Below are 18,978 nucleotides of genomic sequence, written 5' to 3'. Positions count from 1 at the left end.
CCGGGCGAGTGGTGGATCGGCTCGGTGGTGCCGGTCAGTGGTGGATCGGCTCGGTCGTGCCGGTCAGTGGTGGATCGGCTCGGTGGCGCGCTCGCCCAGGCGCTCGATCTCGATGGAGACGGCCTCCCGCACCAGTTCGCGGACGTGGGGCAGGGGCAGGGCGCCGCTGAGCCAACGCGTGCTGAGCCCTTCCAGGAGCCCCGTGAGCCGCTCCGCGGACGCCGTGAGGACCGGGGCGGGGGCCGTCGGCCGTACGCAGCCGAGAAGGTCCGCGACATCGTGGATCCAGGCGAGCGTGGCCCGGGCCAGATCTCCGCGCAGCTCGGGCTCGAAGACCGCGCTGGCGCGCAGCTCCCCCCAGACGGTGCTGTTCTCGCGGACCTCGGGAACGTCCTGGAACTCCAGGAGCAGGGACTGCTCCAGCTCCTGCAGGGCGTCGACGGGCCCCCCGGCGCCGTCTCCCTCGGACGTGTACCGGTCGGCCCTGTCGCTGATGAACTCCAGCGTGTGGCGCAGGGTTCCGGCCCGGTCCTTGAAGTGGTAGTAGATGAGGGCGGTGGAAACCCCGGCCTCGGTCGCCAGCTCCTCCATGCGGAGCCCGCGGACTCCGTGCCGGGCTATGACCCGTGCGGCGGCTTCCAGGATGGCCCTTCTGCGGTCCGTCGCCACGTGTTCCCCCTCCTGAGTGGTCTGAACAACAGTGTCGCATATTGACTGAAGATTTAGTCAAAGAACCTCGATCGGACCGAAGCGGACCTCATCGACGCAAGACGCTCCTCCGATGGGAGGCGAGCGAACGTTTCCGCTGTTCCGCGCGCCCTCCGGGCCGGGAAGGGGCATCGCGGTGCCCGGGCCGTCCCCCGGGCGATCCCCTGTGTCCCGGAGGTGACCGTCCGCCCAGGCCACCGCCAGCATCCCCAGCGCCATCCTCTGGTTCCTGCTGGCCACCCTGGTGATCACCGTCACGGCCCTCGGCATCTGCCTGCCGCGCAAGAACAACCGCGGCCAGATCGTCACCCTCGTCGTGATCACGGCCCTGCTCACGACGGCCCTGTGCATCATCCGGGACGTCGACCGGCCCTTCGGCGGCATCATCGACGTGGAGCCGACCGCGATCGCCGAGGCGGAGCGCCAGGCCACCCGCGACTTCACGACGAACCACCCGCTGGCGGAACTCCCCTGCGACGGCGAGGGCGACCGACGGGGAGCGTGAGCCCCGTGGTGGGGGAACGATAAAGTTCCGGCCATGGCGTCGTCTCGCAGCACTCAGATCCTCGAAGCCGCCGCCCGGGTGATCGCCCGGCGCGGTGTCCGTGGCCTGCGCGTGGAGGAGCTGGCCGCCGAGGCGGGCGTCTCCACCGCGCTGATCTACTACCACTTCAAGGACCGCACGGGGATCCTGCTCAGGACCCTGGAGTTCATCAGCGACCGCGCCGGGCACTACACGACGTACCGCGCGCCGGACGCCGAACCCCTCGGCCCGCGCGAGGAACTGGACCAGACGCTGCTCCTCGAGCTCCAGGACACCACCGAGGTCAGGGAGAACAGCAGCGCGTGGGGCGAGCTGCGGGCCAGTGCGGTCTTCGACGAGGTCCTGCGCGAAGACCTGGCGAGGTCCACGGCCGTCTGGGTCCAGGAGGTCGCGGCGCTGCTCGGCGGCGTGCGGCCGACGGCTCCTGCCGCCGCCCTCTCCGCCTCCGCCGAGCGGCTCACCGCCCTCCTGGAGGGCCTGAGCATGCGCTGGCTCAGCGGCACGCTCCAGATCTCCCACGCCCGGACGCTGATGGCGGAGGCCATCGACGCCGAGGTCGAACTCCTCGCCCGCTAGGGCGGTTGCGAAAGTCCCGCCTGCCCGACGGTGTCTGGCACGCACGCTCGCCGCGTTGTCGGGATCACCCCGATACATCCAGTATCGGGGCGACCCTCCGCCGTGCGATCGCACGCACCAGACGCCGTCGGGCCCGCCTTTCGGGCGGCCGGCGCTACTTTCGCAACACGCCCCAGCCGCTCCGCCTGACGGAGTCTCAGCACCCGGCCTGACCGCCGGATCCCCGGCCCGACGGCCTGTCAGGGCGCCCCCGATGCAAGCAGGCGCACCGTCCTGACCGAATTGTTGACTGAGATTTCAGTCAGTGTCACAGTGTGCGACACACCTTGCTTCCGGTGATCCGGCGAAAGGAATGGGACGCCATGTATGTGACCAGGACCGTGCGCCAGGGGGCGACATGCCCCTGACTCCCACCGAGCGGGACCGGCTGCTGCTCTTCACGGCGGCCGAACTCGCCCGGACGCGCCTGGGGCGCGGACTGCGTCTCAACGTGCCGGAGGCGACGGCGCTGATTGCCGACACGGTGTGCGAGGCCGCGCGCGACGGCTACCGGCTCGCCGAGGCGCTCAAGCGCGGCCGCGGCGTCCTCGGCCCGGACGACGTGCTCCCCGGCGTCACCGACATCGTCACGGAGATCCACGTCGAGGCCGTGTTCGACGACGGCACCCGGCTCGTCGTCGTCAGCGATCCCTTCGGGGACGTGGAGCACGGCGACGGCGCCCCCGGGGCCGTACTGCCCCACGCGGACTCCCTCCCGGAGCTCGCGCCGGAGCTCACCCTGACCGTCCGCAACACGGCCTCGGTCCCGGTGAGCGTGACCTCGCACTTCCACTTCTTCGAGGCCAACCCCCGCCTGGACTTCGACCGCGCCGCCGCGTACGGCATGCGGCTCGCGGCCCCGGCCGGGGCGTCCACCCGCTTCGATCCCGGCGCCACCGCCGACGTCGGCCTCGTGCCGATGGGCGGCGGGCGCGTCGCGATCGGCTTCGCGGGCCTCGTCGACGGGCCGCTGGACGCGCCCGGCGCGAAGGAGGAGGCCCTGCGGCGCGCGGCGGCCTGCGGTTACCTCGGTGCGGAAGGGGCGGGGCGATGAGCAGGCCCGGCAGACACAGCGACCACTGCGCGCCGGGAGAGAGCCGGCACATCGACCCGTACGAGTACGCCACCGTGCACGGCCCCCGCGCGGGGGACCGGGTCCGGCTCGGGGACTCGGGGCTCGTCGTACGGGTCGAGTCGGACTCGCAGGCGTACGGCGACGAGTTCCTCGCCGGCTTCGGCAAGACCGCCCGTGACGGCATGCACCTGAAGGCGGCGGCCGTTCGGCGGACCTGCGACGTCGTCATCACCAACGTCCTGGTCATCGACGCCGTGCAGGGCGTCCGCAAGGTGTCGATCGGCATCCGCGAGGGCCGGATCCACGCGATCGGGCGGGCCGGCAACCCCGACACCCTCGACAGGGTCGACGTCGTCGTCGGCACGGGCACCACCATGGTCCCGGGCGAGGGCCTGATCGCCACCGCCGGGGCGATCGACACCCACGTCCACCTGCTCTCCCCGCGGATCATGGAGGCCTCCCTGGCCTCCGGGGTCACCACGGTCATCGGGCAGGAGATCGGGCCGAGCTGGGGCGTCGGCGTCAACTCCCCGTGGGCCCTGAAGCTCGGCTTCGGCGCCTTCGACGCCTGGCCGGTGAACATCGGCTTCCTGGCCCGGGGCTCCGCCTCCCACGAGGCACCCCTCGTCGAGGCGCTGGCCGAGGGCGGTGCCTGCGGCTTCAAGGTCCACGAGGACATGGGCGCCCACACCCGCGCCCTCGACACGGCGCTGCGGGTCGCGGAGGAGTACGACGTCCAGGTCGCGCTGCACAGCGACGGCCTGAACGAGTGCCTCTCCGTCGAGGACACCCTGCGGGTCCTTGAGGGCCGTACGATCCACGCCTTCCACATCGAGGGCTGCGGCGGCGGACACGTACCGAACGTCCTGAAGATGGCGGGCGTGCCGAACGTCATCGGCTCCTCCACCAACCCCACCCTGCCCTTCGGCCGCGACGCGGTCGCCGAGCACTACGGGATGATCGTCTCCGTCCACGCCCTCAAGACGGACCTGCCGGGCGACGCCGCCATGGCCCGGGACCGGATCCGGGCCGGGACGATGGGCGCGGAGGACGTCCTGCACGACCTCGGCGCGATCGGGATCACCTCCTCGGACGCCCAGGGCATGGGCAGGGCGGGGGAGACCGTACGCCGGACCCTCGCCCTCGCCGGGAAGATGAAGGCCGAGCTGGGCGCCCTGGACGGGGACGGCGAGGGCGACGACAACGCCCGCGTCCTGCGGTACATCGCCAAGCTCACCATCAATCCCGCCATCGCCCACGGCCTCGCGCACGAGGTCGGCTCCATCGAGGTCGGCAAGCTCGCCGACATCGTGCTCTGGCGCCCGCCGTTCTTCGGGGCGAAACCGCAGATGGTCCTCAAGGCGGGCTTCCCCGCCTACGGCGTCACGGGTGATCCGAACGCCGCCACCGACACCTGCGAGCCCCTGGTTCTCGGCCCGCTCTTCGGTGCCCACGGCGCCGCCCCGGCGGACCTCTCCGTCGCCTTCGTCAGCGGAGCCGCCGCGGACGCGGGTGCCCTGGGCTCGCCGTACGACACCCTGGCGACCCGGCGCAGGCGCGTGGCCGTCCGGGGGACCCGTGGCATCGGCCCGGCCGACCTGGTGCGCAACGCCCGGCTCGGTGAGGTGGACGTCGACCCCCGCAGCGGGCTCGTGACGCTCGACGGCGCTCCCGTGCGCTCCGAGCCGGCGGAGCAGGTGCCGCTGAGCCGTCTCTACTTCCTCTGACGCCGGCGCGTACGTCCGTCGGCACCGGCCGGAGGCCCTCCGGTGCCGGCTGCCCCCGGCGCCCGCCTCTTGGCCGAATCCCCAAACCCGCATCCCCACTCTTGACTGAATTTTCAGTCGGGAGGAGGATGATGTTCACACCGCGTACCCGTCCCGCGCTTCCGCCAGGCTGAGCCGGCCACCGCCGACGGGTACTTCTGGCGAAACGATAGAGAGACCCGTGATGACTGCATTCCGTATGCCTGCCGAGTGGTCCGCGCACGAGGGGTGCCTGATGGCCTGGCCCGTCCGGGAGGACCTGTGGGGCAGCGTGCTGGACGACGTCAAGGAGGAGTACGCGAACGTCGCCCGAGCGATCGCCGCGTTCGAGCCCGTGACCATGGTCGCCCCGCCCGGCCGCGGCGACGAGGCCCTCGCGCGGTGCGGTGACGGGATCACCGTGGTGGAGCTGGCCCAGGACGACTCCTGGTTCCGCGACTCGGCCCCGATCTTCGTGCTCGACGGCGCCGGCAACCGCGCCGGCGTGGACTTCCGCTTCAACGCCTGGGGCCGCAAGCACAGCCCGTACGACTCCGACGACCGGATCAGCGCCCTGATCCTGGAGCACCTCGACGTCGAGCGCATCGCCTCCGACATGATCCTGGAGGGTGGCGCGATCACGGTCGACGGCGAAGGCACGCTGATCACCACCGAGCAGTGCCTCCTCCACCCCAACCGGAACCCCGGGATGAGCCGGGACGAGATCGAGACGGAGCTGAAGGCCCAGCTCGGCGTCCACAAGGTCGTCTGGCTTCCCTACGGAGGCCTCCTGGACACCGAGACCGACGGCCACGTCGACGGCGTCTGCGCCTTCGCCGCCCCCGGCAAGGTCGTCGTCTCCCTGCCCGACGACCCCGAGCACCCCGACTACGCCCGGATGCGCGCCAACCGCGCCGTCCTGGAGGCCACCACGGACGCCCAGGGCCGGCCCTTCGAGATCGTCGACGTCCCGCAGACCGCCTGCGCCGACATCGCCGGCACCCGGGTCGAGGTCTCGTACCTCAACTACTACCTGGCCAACGGCGGCATCGTCGTCCCGGTCGCCGGCGTGCCCCAGGACGACGAGGCCCTCGCCGTCATCGCCGCGGCCCACCCCGGACGCAAGGTCGTCGGGGTCCGGGCGCCCGGCATCGCCTACGGCGGCGGCGGGGTCCACTGCATCACCCAGCAGATCCCCGCCACCGCCTGACCGAGCACGGAACGCTCCGGGAGGGCCGCACCGGCGGCCCTCCCGCCCCGCCCTCGCACGGACATCACGGAAAGAGAGCGCGACGATGACCCCACCCCCGACCCCCGTCGGCAGACGCACCCGCGGCAGGCACGGACGGTTCGCCGTGACGACGGCCGCCCTCACCTCCCTCGCGGCCCTCGCGGCCTGCTCCGGACCGCCGAAGGACGCCGGCGTCAGCGGAGGCAAGGCCGAACTCTCCGCCTCGACGCCCAAGGCCCGCGGCGAGATCGACTCCTTCACCTGGGCCGTGTACGCCGAGCCGCCCACGCTCGACTACACGCTCGCGTTCGACTACCCGCAGAACACGGTCCTGTCCAACGTGTGCGAGAGCCTCATGCGCTGGACGCCGGAGCTCACCCTCCGGCCCGGCCTGGCCCGGAAGGCGTCGAACCCGAACCCCACCACCTGGGTCTACGACCTGCGCACCGGGGTGCGCTTCCACGACGGCAAGGTCATGACCGCCGACGACGTGGTCTACAGCCTCGGCCGCCAGCGGGACCCGAACAACGCCGCCGCCTGGGCGCAGAACTTCCAGAACGTCGCCTCCATAGACGCGACGGGGCCGCTCCAGGTCACCGTCAAGCTCAAGAAGCCCGACTCCCAGTTCCCCCAGTACATGGCGACCGCCGCCGGCGTCGTCGCCTCCAAGGCCGGCGTCCGGGCCGCCGGCAAGGACTACGGCACCAGCGGTGACCTCGCCTGTACCGGCCCCTTCAAGCTCGGCACCTGGAGCAAGGGCCAGTCGATCGAGCTGGAGCGGTTCGACGGCTACTGGGGCACCAAGGCCAAGGCGAAGAAGGCCGTCTTCCGTATCCTGACCGACCCCTCGGCCCGGACCAACGCCATGCTCAGCGGCGACGTCGACGGCGGCTACCTGATCCCCACCGAGAGCTACGGCCGACTGCGCGACAGCGGCCTCGGCACCCTGTACTTCGGCGAGGGCCTCAGCACGGTCAACGTCAACATCACCGACATGAAGGGCCCGCTCGGCGACCTCCGGGTCCGCCAGGCGCTCTCCCTGGCCCTCGACCGGTCCGGCTTCGTCAAGGCCGGACTCGGCGGCGCGGGCACCGTCACCAACTCGCTCACCACCAGGGCCGCCTGGGCCGGCGCCTCCGAGGAGACCCGGAAGGCCGCCTTCGACGCGCTGCCGCCCACCACCCAGGACATCGAGAAGGCGAGCGCGCTGATCAAGGAGGCCGGCGCCACCGGCAAGACCCTGACCGTCGCCACCAGCTCCATCGGCCAGGACGTCTCCCTCCTCGCGACCGCCGTGCAGGCCGCCGGCAGCCGCATCGGGCTGAAGATCAACCTCAAGACGATCGCGCCCAACGCCTTCACGGCGCTCTTCACCGACCCCGAGGCGCGCGAGGGCATCGACATGTTCCCGCTCACCTACTACGACTCGATCACCGACCCGCTGGACCTGCTGCAGAACTTCAAGACCGGCGCCTACATGAACTTCGCCGGCTACAGCGACAAGGGCTACGACGCCCTCGTCGACCAGGCCACCGGCGTCTACCCGCCGGAGCAGCGGCTGAAGATCGAGACCGAGCTGCAGAAGCGCGCCGCCCAGCAGCTGCTGTGGATCCCGGTCGCCGAGTGGCCCACCGCCGTCTTCCTCAACAAGCGGATCACCGGCGCCCCCACCACCATCGCCTACATGTACTACCCGTGGGCCGCCGACGTGGGGGCCGCGGAGTGAGCTTCCTGAGATTCGCCGCACGACGGGTGGCGGAGATGGCCGCCACCCTGCTCGCCGCGTCGTTCGTGGTCTTCGGCGCCATGTACCTGGCGCCGGGCAGCCCGGCCGGCTTCCTCCTCTCCGGCCGCTCGGCCTCCCCGGAGGCCCTCGCCGCGATCAACGCCCGGTACCACCTGGACGACCCCTTCTTCGTCCGCTACCTCAGCTGGCTCGGCGACATCCTCCAGGGCGACTTCGGGCGCTCCATCACCTACCGCACCGACGTCTCCCGGCTCCTGGCCGACCGCCTCCCCACCACGCTGCTGCTCGTCCTGATGGCACTCGTCGTCGTCGCGGTCCTCGGCCTCGTCCTGGGCTGGATCGCCGCCGTACGCGGCGGTGCCACCGACTCGGCCGTCCTGGTCGGCACCACCCTCGCCGTCGGCACCCCGTCCTTCGTCGCGGCCGTCCTGCTCCAGGGCCTCTTCGCCGTCAACCTCGGCTGGTTCCCCAGCAGCGGCTCCGGCAGCGGCTTCCTCGACCGGGTCTGGCACCTCACCCTGCCCGCGATCGCCCTCGCGCTCTACCTGATCGGCATGCTCGCCCGGGTCACCCGGTCCGCCATGGCCGACGCCCTCGACAGCGAGCACGTCACGGTCGCCCGCAGCCGCGGCGTCCCCGAGCGCCAGGTCATCCGCCGCCATGTGTTCCGCAACTCGCTGGGCACCGTCCTCACCACCGGCGGACTGATCGTCTCCACCCTGCTCGTCTGCACCATCCTCGTCGAGACCGCCTTCAGCATCGGCGGCGTCGGCCAGCTCCTGGAACTGTCCACCACGACCAAGGACTTCCCGACCGTCCAGGCCATCTCCCTCATCATCGTGGCCCTGTTCATGACGGTGAATCTGATCGTCGACCTCGTACTGCCCCTGGTCGACCCGCGGATCACCCTCGGAACGAGGAGTTCCTCCGCATGACCGCCGTCCTGACACGCCGACCGGGCCTCTCGAAGCTCCGCACGGCCCGCTCCCCGCTCCATCTGCTCTGCCTCGGCGTGGTCGCCCTCGTCACCGCCGCCGCGCTGCTCGCACCGTGGCTCGTGCCGTACGACCCCAACGCGGTCGACCTCGGCAGCGCCCTGGCCGCTCCCTCCCCGGAGCACCTCCTCGGCGTCGACGCCGCCGGCCGCGACACCTTCTCGCGGCTGCTCCTCGGCGCCCGCACCTCGCTCCTGGGGCCCCTCGGGGTCGTGGTCTTCTCCACCGTCGCCGGAGTCGCGGTCGGCATGGCGGCGGGCTGGCGGGGCGGCTGGCTCGACTCCGTCCTCTCGCGCAGCACCGAGCTCGTCTTCGCATTCCCCGGCATGCTCCTCGCCATCCTGATCATCTCGATCTACGGCGAAGGGCTCCTCGCCCCCGTCGTCGCCCTCTCCGTCGCCTACCTGCCGTACGTCAGCCGGCTCACCCGCTCCCTCGTCCTGGCCGAACGCGAACGGCCGTACGTCAGCGCCTACCAGGTCCAGGGACACTCGGCCCTCCAGATCTGCCTGCGCCACGTCCTGCCCAACATCGCCCCCGTCGTCCTCGCCCAGTCGACCATCAACTTCGGCTACGCACTGATGGACCTCGCCGGCCTGTCCTTCCTCGGCCTCGGCGTCCCCGCCCTCACTCCTGACTGGGGCCGCATGGTCTTCGACGGCCAGACCGCCATCCAGCAGGGCTACCCGCTGTCCGCGATCCTGCCCTCGGTCCTCATCGTGCTCACCGTCGTCGCCTTCAACGTGGTCGGAGAGCGCTGGGCCGACCGCGTCGCCAGGAGGACCCCATGACCCCGACGCATCCGTACACGCTCGACGTCCAAGGACTGCGCATCACCCTGCCGGGTACGGCCCGGCCCGTCCTCGACGGCGTCGACCTCCACGTCCGCGCCGGCGAGACCGTCGCCCTCGTCGGCGAGTCCGGCTCCGGCAAGTCCCTCACCTCGCGCAGCGCCCTCAACCTGCTGCCGCCCGGGGCCGTCGTCGAAGGAGCCGTCCGCGTCCGCGGCGAGGACGTGCTCACCATGAACGCCGACCAGCTGCGCGCCCTGCGCACCGGCACGGTGTCCATGGTCTTCCAGGACCCCCGCGCGGCCCTCAACCCCCTGCGCCGCATCGGCGACTTCCTCGTGGAGAGCGTGACCCTGGCCGGTGGCACGAGCCGTGCGGACGCCACCGCCCGCGCCGTCGAACTCCTCGGCGCGGTCGGCCTCGACGAGACGGCCCTGGCCAAGTACCCGAGCCAGGTCTCCGGCGGCATGCTGCAACGCGTCATGATCGCCGCCGCCCTGATGGGCGACCCCGCCCTCGTCCTCGCCGACGAACCCACCACGGCCCTCGACGTCACCACCCAGGCCGAGGTCATCGCCCTCCTGGCCGAACTCCGCGCCCGCTTCGGCACCGGCCTGCTGTTCGTCACCCACGACCTCGACCTGGCCGCCGCCATCAGCGACCGCGTCTACGTCATGTACGCCGGACGGATCGCGGAGAGCGGCCCCGCCGAAGCCCTCTTCGCCCGTCCCCGGCACCCCTACACCGCGGCGCTCCTCGCCTCCACCCCCCGCCTGGAGGCGCCGCAGGGCCGGCTCGCCGCCATCGACGGCCAGCCCCCGGACCTCCGGCAGGAACTCCTCGGCTGCCCCTTCGCCGCCCGATGTCCGCTCGCCACCGAGATCTGCGACCGGCAGGCCCCCGAGCCGCGTCCCGCCCCCGGCAGCCCGAACCACCAGGCCGCCTGCCACCACAGCGACCGCCTCGAAGGGAGCCCCGTCGATGCCTGAGAACGTCCTGGAGGCCGTCGGCCTCCACCGCGCCTACGGGAGCGTCCGCGCCGTCGACGACGTGTCCTTCACCCTGCCCGAGGGCGGGTCCCTGGGCATCGTCGGCGAGTCCGGCTCCGGCAAGACCACCACGGCCCGGATCATCGTCGGCCTCGAACAGGCCGATGCCGGGGACGTCCTCGTACGAGGCCGGGCCCGCGGCAAGGGCGGGCGCGGCCGGGCGGCGCGCCTGGCCCGGGCGCGCGAGGTCCAGATGGTTTTCCAGGACCCGTACCTCTCCCTCGACCCGAGGACCAGCGTCGAACAGGTCCTGCGCGAGACGCTGAGCCTGCACTTCCCCGGCGCCGACCACGACCGCCGTGTCCGCGAGCTCCTCGACCAGGTCGGCCTCGGCACCCGCGCCGCCGACGCGCGGCCCCGGCAGCTCTCGGGCGGCCAGCGCCAGCGCGTCGCCATCGCCCGGGCCCTCGCCGTGGAGCCGGCCGTCCTCGTCCTGGACGAGGCCGTCGCCGCCCTCGACGTCTCCGTCCAGGCGCAGATCCTCAACCTCCTCGCCGACATCCGCGAGGAGACCCGCATCGGCTACCTGTTCATCACCCATGACCTCGGTGTGGTCCGCTGCGTCACGGACGACGTCATCGTCATGCGCAAGGGCCGGGTCGTCGAGGCGGGCCCCACCGCCGAGGTGCTCGCCGGACCCCGGCACCGATACACCCGCCTCCTGCTGGAGTCCGTGCCCCGCCCCGGCTGGGACCCCGAGGCGATCGCCGCCGCCCGACGGGCGCTCTGAACCCCCCACACAGCCACGCGTGCACGGTGGGCGTGCGCGCGAAGAAAGGCAGGACAGGCATGAGCAGTCACACCGCAGGCCGGCATGCGAGTCGCGGCCTCAACCGGCGTGGGTTCCTCGTCGCCGCCGGCGCGGTCGCCGTCGGCGGCGCCCTCGCGACGACCCTCCCGGAGAAGGCCGACGCGGCCGGGGGCGTCTTCCGGGTACCGGTCGAGGACGTCCGCCACACCCGTACGTGGATGGCGTGGCCGGACAGCACCTCGATCTGGCGCGGCAAGCTCAGCGGCGTCCAGGCCGACATCGCGCTGATCGCCCGGACGATCGCGAAGTACGAGCCGGTCGTGATGTGTGCCAACTCCGGGAGCGCCGCCAAGGCCCGCGCGATGTGCGGACCCACAGTGACCGTCATCGGCTCCGTCCCGGTCGACGACTGCTGGATGCGCGACACCGGCCCGGTCTTCCGTACCGACGGCCGCGGCGGGCTGGACGCCGTCGGCCTCAACTTCAACGGCTGGGGCGAGAAGCAGGCCCACCGCAAGGACGCCCGTGTCGCCGAGCGGATCGCCGCGTACGTGGGCGTGCCGATCACCTACGCCGACCTGGTCGGCGAGGGCGGCGCCATCGAGCAGGACGGCGCCGGCACCCTGATGGCCACCCGCAGCAGCCTGCTCAACCGCAACCGCAACCCCGGGATGTCGGAGCGCGAGCTGGAGCGGGCGATGTGCGACGCGTACGGCGCGTCCAAGGTCATCTGGTTCGACGGCGTCTACGGCCAGGACATCACCGACGACCACGTCGACGCGACCTCCCGCTTCCTCGCCCACGGCGAGGCCCTCGTCCAGATGCCCGTCGCCGGCGACAAGGACGCCTACGCCCGGGACGCCCGCAAGCAGTACGACGTCCTCTCCGTCTCGACGACCGCGTCCGGCCGCGCGATGGACGTCATGCGCCTCCAGGGCCCGGACTACAACCGGATCCGCTCCACCGACGAGGGGTTCCTCGCCTCGTACGCCAACTTCTACCTCTGCAACGACGCCGTGATCTCCGCCCAGTTCGGCGACAAGCGGGCGGACGAGGCGGCGCGGACGACCCTGCAGCGCCTCTATCCCGACCGGTACATCGAGCAGCTCGACATCGACCGGCTCGGCACGGGCGGCGGGGGCATCCACTGCGTCACGCAGCAGCAGCCCGTCGCCTGAACATCCCGGCTGAAATTTCCGTCAGTGAGTTCTGTCCCGAACGTTGACTGAAATTTAAGTCAGTCCCTAATGTGAGCGCACCGTACAGCGCCTGCGGGTTACGCGGGCGCTGTACCGATTCCTGGACCATCCCTGAACAGGAGCCCACATGGGGCCAGTTGTCTCGCAGACGCAGGATTCCGCGGCGCAGCACGCGGGCATCGAACAACACTCGATCGACTGGGTGCCCCTCTCGGAACGCCACGGGAAACCCTCGAACGTCGGGGCCATCTGGTTCGTCGGCAGTCTCAACCTCACGGGTCTGGCCACCGGTGTGGTGACCCTCTCGATGGGGGCCTCGCTCGTCTGGACGGTGATCGCCACCGTCCTCGGCTCGCTCTTCGGAACGTTCTTCATGGCGTTCCACTCGGCCCAGGGCCCCCAGCTCGGCCTGCCCCAACTGGTCCAGTCCCGAGCCCAGTTCGGCTACCTCGGCGCCGCACTCACCGTCTGGGTCTTCGCCCTGGTCAACTACGTGGCCTTCAACACCTCCGACGCCCTGCTCTCCGGCCAGGCCATGAACCTGCTCACCGGGATCCCCAACACCGTCGGCTATCTGCTGGCCGCCGGGGTGGCGACGGTGATCGCCCTCTTCGGGTACGAGTGGATCCACCGGATCAACAAGTGGCTCACCTGGCCCTTCGTCCTCGTCACGGCGGCGATCACCGCGGCCGCCCTCTTCGGCGGCGGCCTGCCGGACGGCGTCTGGACCCCCGGACCCTTCGAACTCGCCCCGTTCATGCTGGTGTTCGTCTTCGTCGCCGGATTCCAGCTGGGCTGGGCACCGTACGTCTCCGACTACTCGCGCTACCTGAGACCCGACGTCCCCGTCCGCAGCACCTTCTGGTGGACCTACCTGCCGAGCGCGGTCTCCGGCATCTGGGTGTTCGTCCTCGGCGCCGTGGTCTCGGCCGGGGCCCCCGAGGGCACCGACCCGGTCACCGCCCTCAAGCTGGCCGCGGACCGGCTGTTCCAGGGCTTCGGCACCATCGCCGTGATCGTCCTGCTGGTGGGACTGCTCTCCATCATGGCGATCAACCAGTACGGCGGCAGCCTCACCATGATCTCCATCGTCGACTCGTTCCGGCCGGTCAGGCCGACGCGGGCGATCCGCGTCGTGACGATCGGCATCATGCTGGCGGCCGTCGGCACGGTCTCCACCCTGGTCGGCATCGACCAGTTCAACTGGTTCTTCGCGAACGTGGTCGTGGTCCTCACGTACCTGTTCATCCCGTGGACGGCCATCAACCTGGTCGACTTCTTCTTCGTCCGACGCGGTCAGTACGTCGTCAAGGAGATCTTCAACCCGCACGGGATATACGGGCGTTGGGGATGGCGGGGCAACCTCGCCTACCTGATCGGGCTGGTCTGCATGGCCCCCTTCATGGTCATCACCGGCCTCTACGTCGGACCCGTCGCGAAGCAGCTCGGCGGCGTCGACTGCTCGCTCCTCGTCGGCCTGCCGGTGGCGGGCGCCCTCTACTGGGCCTTCGCCCGGAGCCTCGATCTGACCACCGAACGCCGGCTGGTCCGAGAGGAGGGACTGCTGGAAGAGCTGCACTGAGCGACCCCGCGCCCGCACGTACAGAACCTTTGCGAGAAGGAGCACCACGTGAACACAGAGCACGACGGAGTACGCCCCGGCATCAGCCGCAGAAGCCTCCTGGCCCGGACCGGAGCGGCCGCCGCCGCCCTGGCGGTGGGACCGGTCATCGGCGGCATCCAGCCGGCCATGGCCGCCTCCTGGCGGGTCCCCGGCGAGGACGCCCCGCACAAGCGCACCTGGATGGCCTGGCCCTCCAGCTCCACGATCTGGGGCAACCTGCTGTCCAAGATCCAGGCCGACATCGCCAAGCTGGCCAAGGAGATCGCCAAGTACGAGCCGGTGATCATGTGTGCGGACGGTTCGTCCGCGGCCTCGCAGGCCAGGACGGCCTGCGGATCCACCGTCACCGTGATCAGCTCCATCCCGGTCTCGGACTGCTGGATGCGGGACACCGGCCCGCTGTTCCGCGTCGACGGCGCCGGCGGCCTCGACTCCTTCGGCCTGAACTTCAACGCCTGGGGCGAGAACGCCACGACCTTCTACGGCCTCCCGTATTCGGCCTACTCCAAGGACCGCGTGCTCGCCGGCCGGGTCGCCTCCTACGCGGGCGTCGGCTTCGCGAAGGCGTCCGTCGTCGGCGAGGGCGGAGGCATCGAGTACGACGGCGACGGCACGCTCATGGCGACCGAGAGCTGCTGGCTCAACAGCAACCGCAACCCCGGCAAGTCGCGCAGCCAGGTCGAGGCGGAGCTCCTCGCCCGCTTCGGCGCCACCAAGATGATCTGGCTGCCCGGCGTCACCGGATGGGACGTCACCGACGGCCACATCGACGGAACCGCCCGCTACATCAAGCCCGGTGTGGTGATGGTGCAGCTCGCCGGCGCCGTACGGCCGGACGTCTGGACCGCCAACGCCCAGGCCATGTACAACGTCCTGTCCAACGCGACCGACGCGAGGGGCCGCCGGCTCCAGGTCCTCACCATCGAGGGGCCCGACACCCTGCCGCGCATCTCGGCGGGCAAGCGCGCGGACTTCCTCAGCTCCTACATGAACTGGACGGTGACCAACTCGGCCATCATCACCACCCAGTTCGGCGACACCGCCAAGGACGCGGCGGCCAAGGCGGCGATCTCCGCCGCCTACGGCAGGCCCGTCGTCCAGCTCAACCTCGACAACCTCTACGGCAACGGCGGCGGTGGCGCGCACTGCGTCACGATGCAGGAACCCGCCCGCTGATCCACCGGAGAGAACCGGACCGGGCCTCGTCCGACGAGGCCCGGTCCGGCCGTTGCCCTACCGCAGCACGGGCTACTTACCGAACCACGCGTTGTGGATCGTCAGCGTGGAGGCGTTGCCCTGCTTGTCCGTGACCTCGGCGCGGAGCGAGACGCCCTTGTCCTTCGCCGGGCTCTGCACGGAGATCCCGCCGTTCACGACGGTCACCCGCTGCCAGGTCCTCCCGTCGTCGTGGCTCACGGACACCGCGAGCGAACCGAGGTTCTTCCCGGCCGCCGCGCCCTGCACGGTCACCGGCACGAGGACCGCCGCGCCGGCCGGAGCGCGCGAGGCGAGGTCGACGGGGGCGGCGAAACGGACCGTGGACACCGGCAGCGCCGTGGTGGCCGCGACCTGCTTCGAGCGGAACGTGAAGCCGGCGTCGACACGGGTGGAGGCCGTGGCGACCTCCGCCGACCGCTCCACGGAGGTCGTCAGCCGGTACTCGGCGTCGGCGGAGCCGACCGTGAAGGGCTTCGAGCCGCTCAGCGGGTCGTCGTTCTCGGCGACCTTGACCCCGTCGCGGTACAGCGTCGACGTGGCGGAGGTGTACGCCGAGAGCCCCGCGTGCCCCTGGCCGTCGGAGAACAGCGGCAGGGCGCCGACGAGCAGCTGCTCGCCCGTGTCCGCGTCGGGCGCCGTACGGAACACGCCCTGCTTCTCGCCCAGGAGCGGGCCGAAGACACCCGTGTTGAACGTCTCCCGGTACGTCAGGCCCGCCTGGTAGCGCTTCGGCCGCACCATCTCCTGGGCGCCCTCGAAGGCGGGGTAGCCCCACTCGTCGGGCGCGCCCAGCTGGTTGAACCTGGTCAGCCACTTCACGCCGTCGGCGGTGGAGACGTGGAAGGTGCGCGTCCCCGGAGCCGCCTGCGGCGCCGAGTACCCGTTCCCCTCCGGCGCGCCCGGCAGATGGGCGTACGGGGAGACGAGCGCGGTCTTCCCGGGAGCGGAGGCGCCGAGGCCGACCTTGACCGTGGCCAGTTCGTTCGCCTTCACGTGCTTGGTGTAACCGGTCGCGACCTTGCTCCGCTTGCCGCCGAAGGCCACCGAGTACTGCGTGGTGGGGTCCTTGAGGAAGTGCGCGTCCCAGGTCTGCAGGAGCGAGCCGTCGGTGACGGCCGGGCCCATGTGGGCGGTGCGGAAGCCGGTGAAGCCCCGCAGGACCCAGCCGCTGCCGAATCGGTCGGCGCCCGTCTCGCGCTGGTAGTAGGTGCCGCCGTAGTCCACGGCGTCGACACCCGGCACGGTCATGTCCACCGGCTTCGTGGTCCGCGCGTCGGCGACGACCGTGGTGTCGGCGGAGACGTCCAGCTGGGGCTGGGCGATCCAGTCGGTGCCCTTGGCGTAGTCCGACGGGTCCTCGTAGACGGCCGTGTCGAAGGAGTACGAGCCCTTGGGCACGCGGATGGTGTGCGTGCCGGGCTCGCTGTCGATCCGGGTCCCGAAGCCCTTCGAGGTGGCGGAGACGCCGACCAGGGTGTTGGTGAAGTACTCGGCGTCGGTGCCGTCGCGGCCGAGGGTCCGGACCGTGAGGTCGTAGGACTCCGCCTCGCGGACGGCCACCGCGGCCGTGCGGACGGACTGCCCGGCGCCGGTGGCGGTGACGTAGCCCGAGTACGTGCCGTCGGCGTCGCCGACGGAGGTGTCGGCGGTCAGGCCGACCTCGGCCGTCCCGCCGGCGGGCACGGTCACGCGGGAGGCGCCCAGCGTGAAGAAGCCCGCCGGGGCCGGCTCGCCCGAGGGGGCCAGCGCGGTCACCGCGAGGTCGAGGGTGACGTCACCGGTCCCGAGGTTGCGGTAGACGAGCTTCTGCGTGACGGGCTTGTCGTCGGTGTGCGGCCAGCGCGCCGTGCCGTAGTTCAGCGAGACCGGCTCGGCGATCACGCTTGCCGCCAGCGCCTTGTCGACCTGGACACGGCCCGAGCCCTGCTGGAAGGCCGTGTACGCGCCGCCCTTGGCGGACCCGGTCAGCGCGCCCTTCAGCTCGGCCGGCTTCCAGTCCGGGTGCCGCTGCTTCAGGATCGCGGCGGCGCCCGCGACGTGCGGGGTGGCCATGGAGGTGCCGTCGATCTGCAGGTAGCCCGGGGCCGGGTGCGGGGTGCCGGGCCGCGTGTCGATCGCGCTGCCGGGGGCCGCGGCCGCCGTGACGGCGACGCCGGGTGCGGTCAGGTCCGGCTTGACGGCGCCGTCGCCGACGCGCGGGCCGGTGCTGGAGAAGTCCGCGAGCCGGTCGTCCTTGTCGACCGCGCCGACGGTGAGCGCGGCGTCGGCGCTGCCCGGCGAACCGACCGTCGAGCTGCCGCCCTCGCCCTCGTTGCCGGCGGCGATCGTGAACAGGATCCCCTTCTCGGCGGTGAGTCGGTTCACCGTCGCCTCCAGCGGGTCGACGCCGGGGCTGTCGCCGCCGCCGAGGCTGAGGTTCACGATGTCCGCGCCCTCGGCGGCGGCCCACTCCATGCCCGCGATGACGGCGGAGTCGTCGCCGAAGCCCTCGTCGTCGAGGACCTTCCCGCTGATCACCTCGGCGCCGGGGGCGACGCCCTTGTAGGCGCCGCCGGACCTGGCTCCCGTACCGGCCGCGATCGACGCGACGTGCGTGCCGTGGCCGACGCGGTCCACGGCGTCGGGGGAGGCCGAGAAGTTCTTCTCGCCGACGACCCGGGTCCGCAGGTCGTCGTGGGTCCGGTCGACACCGGTGTCGAGGACGGCGATCCTGACGCCTGTGCCGTCGTAACCGGACTCCCACGCCTTGTCGGCGCCGATCTGCCGGACGGTGCGGTCCAGGCGGGCCTCGCGCACCCCGTCCAGCCACACCTTGCCGATGCCGGAGGCGGTGGCGCGCAGACCGCCGGGCCGCGGGTTGGTGAGCGCCTCCCAGACCTTGGCCACGTCGTCCTCGGGCGTACGGACGGCGTCGGCGCCGAGCGTGGGGAAGGTGCGCCGCAGTTGGGTGTCACCGGCCGAACGGACCTCGCTCCGCGCGGTCGTGGCGCCGCGCTCGTACTGCACGATCAGGTTGAGCCCGTCGCCGTGGCTCCTGCGCAGCCGCGCGTCGGTGAGTTCGTCGACGTCGAAGAGACGCTGGTCCAACACGCCGGTGGAGATGAGGCGTTGGGCGTCAGTAGGCACCACCAGCGTGTGGTTCGCGGTGCGTTGGATCCGTACGGGTATGCGCTCGCGGCCCTTGGCGGCCTCGAAGCCCACCATGCGGCCCTTGGCGTCGACCACCAGCCGGTCGCCCGTGACGAGCCGGATCCGCTGGTCGCCGCCGGGGCGGGTGGTGTCCGATGCGGCCGCCGTGTGTCCGGCGATCGCCGTCACGGGGCCGGTCATGCCCGCCACGAGGGCCACCGAGGTGGCCGCCGCGACGGTGAAGGCGCGTGCTCTGTGCACTGGTGCGCGCAAGTCTCCCCCAGGAGATCGGGATGTGGGATGGGGTGGAGTGGTCGTCTCCGTCCGGGCGCACGTCGCGCGCCTCGGGTAAGCGCAGTATGTGAAGCGCACGGGACGTGATCAACGGCGGTCCACGCGCCGGGCGGTGATTCCGCTGTGTTCCGGCCATCCCGGGGCCGCCGAGTTCGATGGGGCGACGATCATCGTGTGACCGCTGTGTGACACCCGCGCGATCCTTCCGCGACAGCGCCGCTCGGCGGCCCCGGAAGACCGCGGTCCGCACCGGGCCCCGCACC

Annotated in this window: 15 protein-coding genes; 13 read left to right on the top strand and 2 right to left on the bottom strand. The window is 71.6% G+C overall.

Going from position 1 to position 18,978, the window contains the following annotated elements:
- Positions 1–63 precede the first annotated feature (63 nt).
- Complete coding sequence (locus tag ACF08F_RS33105) at positions 64–669, bottom strand: TetR/AcrR family transcriptional regulator (RefSeq protein ID WP_392302228.1); 606 nt, start codon at positions 667–669, stop codon at positions 64–66.
- Positions 670–952: 283 nt separating this feature from the next.
- On the opposite strand from ACF08F_RS33105, the gene ACF08F_RS33100 reads away from it, so the two are divergent.
- From ACF08F_RS33100 to ACF08F_RS33040, 13 genes are all read left to right on the top strand, one after another.
- On the top strand, positions 953–1,213 hold the full coding sequence (locus tag ACF08F_RS33100) for a hypothetical protein (RefSeq protein ID WP_392302227.1): 261 nt from the start codon (positions 953–955) through the stop codon (positions 1,211–1,213).
- 33 nt (positions 1,214–1,246) lie between these two features.
- Positions 1,247–1,828, top strand: coding sequence for a TetR/AcrR family transcriptional regulator (locus tag ACF08F_RS33095; protein WP_392302226.1), 582 nt, complete (start codon positions 1,247–1,249; stop codon positions 1,826–1,828).
- Positions 1,829–2,225: 397 nt separating this feature from the next.
- Positions 2,226–2,921, top strand: a complete 696-nt coding sequence (gene ureA, locus ACF08F_RS33090; protein ID WP_392302225.1) for an urease subunit gamma — start codon at positions 2,226–2,228, stop codon at positions 2,919–2,921.
- Positions 2,918–4,669: an urease subunit alpha gene (locus tag ACF08F_RS33085; RefSeq protein ID WP_392302224.1), complete on the top strand. Its 1,752-nt coding sequence runs from the start codon at positions 2,918–2,920 to the stop codon at positions 4,667–4,669. Before ureA ends, ACF08F_RS33085 begins: the two co-directional genes overlap by 4 nt.
- Before the next feature lie 223 nt (positions 4,670–4,892).
- On the top strand, positions 4,893–5,897 hold the full coding sequence (locus tag ACF08F_RS33080; RefSeq protein WP_392302223.1) for an agmatine/peptidylarginine deiminase: 1,005 nt from the start codon (positions 4,893–4,895) through the stop codon (positions 5,895–5,897).
- A gap of 85 nt (positions 5,898–5,982) precedes the next feature.
- Entirely contained in the window at positions 5,983–7,644 is a 1,662-nt protein-coding gene (locus tag ACF08F_RS33075) for an ABC transporter substrate-binding protein (protein ID WP_392302222.1), read from the top strand.
- Entirely contained in the window at positions 7,641–8,600 is a 960-nt protein-coding gene (locus ACF08F_RS33070; RefSeq protein WP_392302221.1) for an ABC transporter permease, read from the top strand. Before ACF08F_RS33075 ends, ACF08F_RS33070 begins: the two co-directional genes overlap by 4 nt.
- Positions 8,597–9,451: an ABC transporter permease gene (locus tag ACF08F_RS33065; RefSeq protein WP_392302220.1), complete on the top strand. Its 855-nt coding sequence runs from the start codon at positions 8,597–8,599 to the stop codon at positions 9,449–9,451. The genes ACF08F_RS33070 and ACF08F_RS33065 overlap by 4 nt, the downstream gene beginning before the upstream one ends.
- Complete coding sequence (locus ACF08F_RS33060) at positions 9,448–10,440, top strand: ABC transporter ATP-binding protein (RefSeq protein WP_392302219.1); 993 nt, start codon at positions 9,448–9,450, stop codon at positions 10,438–10,440. The genes ACF08F_RS33065 and ACF08F_RS33060 overlap by 4 nt, the downstream gene beginning before the upstream one ends.
- Positions 10,433–11,230, top strand: a complete 798-nt coding sequence (locus ACF08F_RS33055; protein WP_392302218.1) for an ABC transporter ATP-binding protein — start codon at positions 10,433–10,435, stop codon at positions 11,228–11,230. The genes ACF08F_RS33060 and ACF08F_RS33055 overlap by 8 nt, the downstream gene beginning before the upstream one ends.
- Positions 11,231–11,289: 59 nt before the next feature.
- The gene (locus ACF08F_RS33050) at positions 11,290–12,429 is read left to right on the top strand and encodes an agmatine/peptidylarginine deiminase (RefSeq protein WP_392302217.1); all 1,140 of its coding nucleotides are present in this window, start codon (positions 11,290–11,292) and stop codon (positions 12,427–12,429) included.
- A gap of 148 nt (positions 12,430–12,577) precedes the next feature.
- Entirely contained in the window at positions 12,578–14,032 is a 1,455-nt protein-coding gene (locus ACF08F_RS33045) for a purine-cytosine permease family protein (RefSeq protein ID WP_392302216.1), read from the top strand.
- A gap of 48 nt (positions 14,033–14,080) precedes the next feature.
- Entirely contained in the window at positions 14,081–15,250 is a 1,170-nt protein-coding gene (locus ACF08F_RS33040) for an agmatine/peptidylarginine deiminase (RefSeq protein WP_392302215.1), read from the top strand.
- Positions 15,251–15,322: 72 nt separating this feature from the next.
- Here ACF08F_RS33040 and ACF08F_RS33035 read toward each other — a convergent pair whose 3' ends face one another.
- Positions 15,323–18,622 (bottom strand): S8 family serine peptidase, encoded by a 3,300-nt coding sequence (locus ACF08F_RS33035; RefSeq protein ID WP_392302258.1) that lies wholly within the window; start codon positions 18,620–18,622, stop codon positions 15,323–15,325.
- Positions 18,623–18,978 lie beyond the last annotated feature (356 nt).

The sequence above is a fragment of the Streptomyces sp. NPDC015130 genome (assembly GCF_043080005.1).
GTDB lineage: Bacteria > Actinomycetota > Actinomycetes > Streptomycetales > Streptomycetaceae > Streptomyces.
Note: the sequence above shows the minus strand (reverse complement) of the source record. Positions and strands in the feature narration are given on the sequence as shown.

Excerpts from the sequence above, each read along its gene's own strand:
- ACF08F_RS33095 (WP_392302226.1), top strand. The coding sequence starts at position 1,247 with ATGGCGTCGTCTCGCAGCACTCAGATCCTCGAAGCCGCCGCCCGGGTG.
- ureA (WP_392302225.1), top strand. The coding sequence starts at position 2,226 with ATGCCCCTGACTCCCACCGAGCGGGACCGGCTGCTGCTCTTCACGGCG.
- ACF08F_RS33085 (WP_392302224.1), top strand. The coding sequence starts at position 2,918 with ATGAGCAGGCCCGGCAGACACAGCGACCACTGCGCGCCGGGAGAGAGC.
- ACF08F_RS33080 (WP_392302223.1), top strand. The coding sequence starts at position 4,893 with ATGACTGCATTCCGTATGCCTGCCGAGTGGTCCGCGCACGAGGGGTGC.
- ACF08F_RS33075 (WP_392302222.1), top strand. The coding sequence starts at position 5,983 with ATGACCCCACCCCCGACCCCCGTCGGCAGACGCACCCGCGGCAGGCAC.
- ACF08F_RS33065 (WP_392302220.1), top strand. The coding sequence starts at position 8,597 with ATGACCGCCGTCCTGACACGCCGACCGGGCCTCTCGAAGCTCCGCACG.
- ACF08F_RS33060 (WP_392302219.1), top strand. The coding sequence starts at position 9,448 with ATGACCCCGACGCATCCGTACACGCTCGACGTCCAAGGACTGCGCATC.
- ACF08F_RS33055 (WP_392302218.1), top strand. The coding sequence starts at position 10,433 with ATGCCTGAGAACGTCCTGGAGGCCGTCGGCCTCCACCGCGCCTACGGG.
- ACF08F_RS33050 (WP_392302217.1), top strand. The coding sequence starts at position 11,290 with ATGAGCAGTCACACCGCAGGCCGGCATGCGAGTCGCGGCCTCAACCGG.
- ACF08F_RS33045 (WP_392302216.1), top strand. The coding sequence starts at position 12,578 with ATGGGGCCAGTTGTCTCGCAGACGCAGGATTCCGCGGCGCAGCACGCG.
- ACF08F_RS33035 (WP_392302258.1), bottom strand. The coding sequence starts at position 18,622 with ATGACCGGCCCCGTGACGGCGATCGCCGGACACACGGCGGCCGCATCG.